Origin of the sequence: Mycobacterium sp. (genome assembly GCF_036490025.1) — a bacterium.
In the GTDB taxonomy this organism is placed as follows: domain Bacteria; phylum Actinomycetota; class Actinomycetes; order Mycobacteriales; family Mycobacteriaceae; genus Mycobacterium.
Genome location: NZ_DASXEP010000006.1, coordinates 1 through 4,633 on the forward strand (window position 1 = coordinate 1; position 4,633 = coordinate 4,633).

At 63.0% G+C, this 4,633-nt stretch carries 4 protein-coding genes; all 4 read left to right on the forward strand.

The genetic code is table 11. From position 1 onward, the window contains the following. Positions 1-14: 14 nt before the first annotated feature. Positions 15-1,388, forward strand: coding sequence for a mycothione reductase (gene mtr, locus VGG53_RS00715; RefSeq protein WP_414688845.1), 1,374 nt, complete (start codon positions 15-17; stop codon positions 1,386-1,388). Between the two features lie 555 nt (positions 1,389-1,943). Then, a complete protein-coding gene (lpdA, locus tag VGG53_RS00720) occupies positions 1,944-3,353 on the forward strand; it encodes a dihydrolipoyl dehydrogenase (RefSeq protein ID WP_331516033.1) in 1,410 nt (469 codons plus the stop codon). A gap of 120 nt (positions 3,354-3,473) precedes the next feature. Beyond that, on the forward strand, positions 3,474-4,454 hold the full coding sequence (locus VGG53_RS00725) for an NAD(P)/FAD-dependent oxidoreductase (RefSeq protein ID WP_331516034.1): 981 nt from the start codon (positions 3,474-3,476) through the stop codon (positions 4,452-4,454). Beyond that, a partial coding sequence (locus VGG53_RS00730) for a thioredoxin family protein (protein WP_331516035.1) occupies positions 4,451-4,633 on the forward strand: 183 nt, incomplete at its 3' end. The genes VGG53_RS00725 and VGG53_RS00730, both read left to right, overlap by 4 nt.

Below are 4,633 nucleotides of genomic sequence, written 5' to 3' on the forward strand. Positions count from 1 at the left end.
TGGACCATTTCGACATCGCCATCATCGGCACCGGATCTGGCAACACCATCCTCGACGAGCGCTATGCTGACAGACGCATCGCGATCTGCGAGCAGGGTGTGTTCGGCGGCACCTGCATCAACGTCGGCTGCATCCCGACAAAGATGTTCGTCTATGCCGGCGAAATAGCGCAATTCGCTAGGGAATCACCACGATTCGGTGTTGATGCGCATGTCGATGGCGTCCGGTGGAACGACATCGTCTCGCGAGTATTCAGCCGCATCGACCCACTGGTGATGAGCGGCGAGCAATACCAGCGTTCCTCGCCCAACGTAGAGCTGTACATGAGCCGCACTAGGTTCGCCCCGACCATGGAGAACGGGCGCTACAAGCTACGCACCGATGACGGAGACGAATTCACCGCCGACCAGGTTGTCATCGCTGCAGGCGCCCGTGCCACCGTGCCAGACGCGATCGCCAGGTCCGGGGTGCAGTATCACACCAGCAACACCATCATGCGCATCGCGAAGCTGCCCGAACACCTAGTGATCGTTGGTGGCGGTTTCATCGCAACTGAGTTCGCCCATATCTTCTCGGAATTGGGTTCTCGAGTCACGCTGGTCATCCGTGGCGGCACGTTGCTCAGACAATGCGATGACACCCTGTGTGAACGATTTACCGATATCGCCGGCAAGAATTGGAACATCCGGAGCCACCGTAACGTGATCGGCGGCATCCAAGACAACTCCGGGATCACCCTACATCTTGACGATGGTTCTCGACTTCGCGCTGACACCTTGCTGGTATCGACCGGGCGGATCCCCAACGGTGACTTGCTGAATGCCGAATTAGCTGGGGTCGAGGTTATCGACGGGCTGGTGAGCGTGGACGAATACCAACGGACTACCGCGCGCGGCATATATGCCTTGGGTGATGTGAGTTCGCCATACCAGCTGAAGCACGTCGCCAACCATGAGGCCCGCGTGGTCAAGAACAACCTGCTGGCCGATTGGGACGACACCGATTCGCTGATGCGGGCCAATCACCGTTACGTGCCGTCGGCGGTATTCACCGATCCGCAGATCGCGATGGTCGGCCTAACTGAAAACGAGGCCCGCGCACAAGGTTACAACGTTAAGTCGAAGGTGCAAGATTACGCAGACGTCGCCTACGGATGGGCGATGGAAGACACGACCGGCTTCGCCAAAATCATCGTCGACGATGACACCGGGCTGATCCTAGGCGCCCATATCATGGGCCAGCAGGCCTCACTACTGATCCAACCCCTGATCCACACTGACAACGTCCCAGTCATCTCCGCAACAGATTTCTGCGCCGATCAAAGACAAAACGATTGCGGAACTTTTCTCATCGCAAGTGGTCCACTCGGCGTGTGTGGCCTCGGCTAGGCGACTTCCCAGTGCGGGTCGCTATGACCCGCCCCGACAGTGCAAGTCAAAGGATTCCCCACATCGCGAGACGTCGGACATTCTGTACGCAGCGCGGCGGCAGACCCGGGTTGTCGGTACCTGAGGGCGGCCGCCCCATCTGCCACGCCCGCGGTCGTCTTCACCCGGGTGAATCGGTCTTGAGGGTGATGACATCCCACCCGGCCCGGCAGCACGCTCATAGTCGACAAAGCATTGCGGATCCTTTCCGCGCGGGCGCCCGCCCTCAAGCAATAGCTGCTGTGTCTCTCCGATGGGGTCGCAGGACACCGTGGCCAAACCACAACCATGTCGAACGACCAAGAAGGGGCACTATCCGGTGAACCCCAGAACAGCACTGCTACTTTGCGATAGACCGTTGCCGCGCCATCGTCTCACCAGTCCGGTCTCCGTTCACGTCGACGCCGGGGCTCAAGCTCGATCGTTGCTCGAATTCGATCAGGCACCGATCTCGCCAGGCTTGTACCCGTTAGTCCGCGATCACCATCGCCACATCATCCTCACTGGCGCCGACCGATGAGCACACCAGTCCCCCGCCGGTATGACCTGGTGGTCGTGGGCGCCGGCTCGGGCGGATACGTCGCTGGCATCCGCGCGGCCCAACTCGGCATGACCGTCGCGATCGTCGAAGAACGCTACTGGGGCGGGGTCTGCCTCAACACCGGGTGCGTTCCGTCAAAAGCCTTGCTGCGCAATGCCGAGATCGCCTCCATCCTAACCCATCAGGCAGAAGAGTTCGGTATCTGCGGCGACATTCACCTCGACTATGCCCGTGCCGTGTCACGCAGCCGCGAAGTCGCCGACGCCCGGGTCCGCGGCGTGCACTTCCTGATGCGCAAAAACAAGATCACCGAAATCGACGGACGCGGTCGCTTCAGCGGCTCGCACGCTCTCGACGTACAGCTACGTGACGGCGGCACAACCAGTCTCCGCTTCGACAACGCCATCATCGCCACCGGCTCACGGGTGCGGATGCTGCCCGGGGTCACCCTCAGCGACAACATCGTGACCTACGAACAGCAGATCCTCGACGCAGCAATACCCGAGTCCATCGTCATCATCGGCGCCGGCGGAATCGGCATGGAATTCGCTTACATCCTCAGCAGCTACGGCGTCGACGTCCAAATTCTCGAGTACGCCGACCGCGCACTCCCCAACGAAGACGCCGACGTCTCCAAGGAATTGACCCGCCAGTACCGACGCCGCGGCATCCCCATCCAGACCAACACCCGGGTGGACTCGGTGATCGACCACGACGACCACATCACCGTCGCCCACACTGACCGCAACGGCCACACCACCTCAGTCGAGGCCGCCCGCGCGTTCATCTGTATCGGATTTTGCCCCAACGTCGAAAACCTCGGCCTCGACATGCTGGGCGTGCACCTCACAACAGGCGGGGCAATCGACATCGACGACTACATGCGCACCTCGGCTCCCCACATCTTCGCGATCGGCGACGTCACCGCCAAAGTGCAACTCGCCCATGTCGCCTCAGCCCAAGGAGTTATCGCCGCCGAAACCATCGCCGGCGCCGCGACCATGCCCTTGGACTACAGCATGATGCCACGCGTGACCTTCTGCCAACCGCAGGTCGCGAGCTTCGGCTACACGGAAGACCAGGCCCGCGCCAGCGGCCGCAACATCCGAGTCGCGACGTTTCCCATGCAGGCCAGCGCCAAAGCGCACGGCCTAGGCGAACGGGCCGGCTTCATCAAACTCATCGCCGACGCTGCCCATGGCGAGCTGCTCGGAGCTCACCTCGTCGGCTCCGAAGTCAGCGAGCTACTCCCCGAACTGACGGCCGCCCAACTCTGGGACCTGACCGCCACCGAGCTGGCCCGCAACGTGCACACCCACCCCACACTCGGCGAGGGACTACAGGAATGCTTCCACGCTCTGACCGGCCACGCCATCAACCTCTGACAACACCGAAGGCAGGCACGCTTTGCCGCACGACGCTCTAGAACCAGCCCACACCGCAACAGTCATCCGGCGTGCACTCGGCGCCGGTCCGCGGTCACGCCAACGCATCGCCGCTGACTGATGGCCGACACCACCCGGTTTCGTGATGTCATCGTCGTCGGATCAGGCGCAGCCGGATACACCGCGGCGATCTACTCGGCTCGGGCCGGGCTGGACACCCTTGTCATCGAAGGCCATGAGCCCGGCGGTGCCCTCGTGGTCGCCGGGGACGTCGACAACTACCCCGGTGTCGGCCCATTCGTCTCGGGTCCCGCGTTGGCTGACGCGATGCGGCGGCAAGCAAAGCACTTCGGCGCCGAGCTACGCCCAGGCCGCGTCGACAGATTCGATCTCGGCGGCGAGGCCAAGACAATCAGCGTGCGCGATATCCGACACCACGGCCGTGCCCTGATTCTTGCCATGGGCTCGGCCAACCGGCCCCTCAATGTGGCCGGCGAACGCGAGCTCATCGGCCACGGCGTGAGCACCAGCGCTAAACGCGACGGCGCACAATTCACCGGATGCGACGTCGCCGTCATCGGCGGTGGTGAGGCCGCGCTCGAAGAGGCCCTCCACCTTGCGCCACTAGCCCGCCACGTCACCCTCATCCACCACCGCCCCCAGCTCCGGGCACCAGCCATCGCCGTTGCCCGCCTGCGGGCCCATCCCAACGTCGCGATCCTGACATCCACCGAAGTGCTTGCCGTGCACGGCGACCAACACGTCGCCGGGGTGCGCATACGCGACACACGTCACGGCAACGACTCCAACATCACGGTCGCAGCCGTCTTCGTCGCCGTCGGCCAGACGCCGTGCTCCGATCTATTGATCGGACTCGTCGAACTCGACGCCCGTGGCTACATCATGAGCAAAGGCGATGCGACCTCCACGTCCCTCGCGGGCGTATTCGCCGCCGGCGACCTGATCGACCGACGCTACCGCCAAGCAGTCACCGCCGCAGCCAGCGGCTGCGCGGCGGCACTCGACGCCCAGCGCTGGCTGAGCCAATCGCACTGTCCCGTATCAGATTCCATCGCCAGGAAAGGAAAGATCCCCTCATGACACCACCGCGGCCAATCACCGTGAGCGATGCCTCGTTTACCACCGATGTCCTCGACAGCCCCACACCGGTACTGGTTGATTTCTGGGCCCCGTGGTGCGGTCCGTGTCGCGCGGTCGCACCGATCCTTGAACAGCTCGCCATCGACCACGGGGATAAATTGACCGTGGCGAAGCTTGAC

Bases quoted from the DNA above. Each gene is read 5' to 3' on its own strand.
- lpdA (WP_331516033.1), top strand. From the start codon at position 1,944: ATGAGCACACCAGTCCCCCGCCGGTATGACCTGGTGGTCGTGGGCGCC.
- VGG53_RS00725 (WP_331516034.1), top strand. From the start codon at position 3,474: ATGGCCGACACCACCCGGTTTCGTGATGTCATCGTCGTCGGATCAGGC.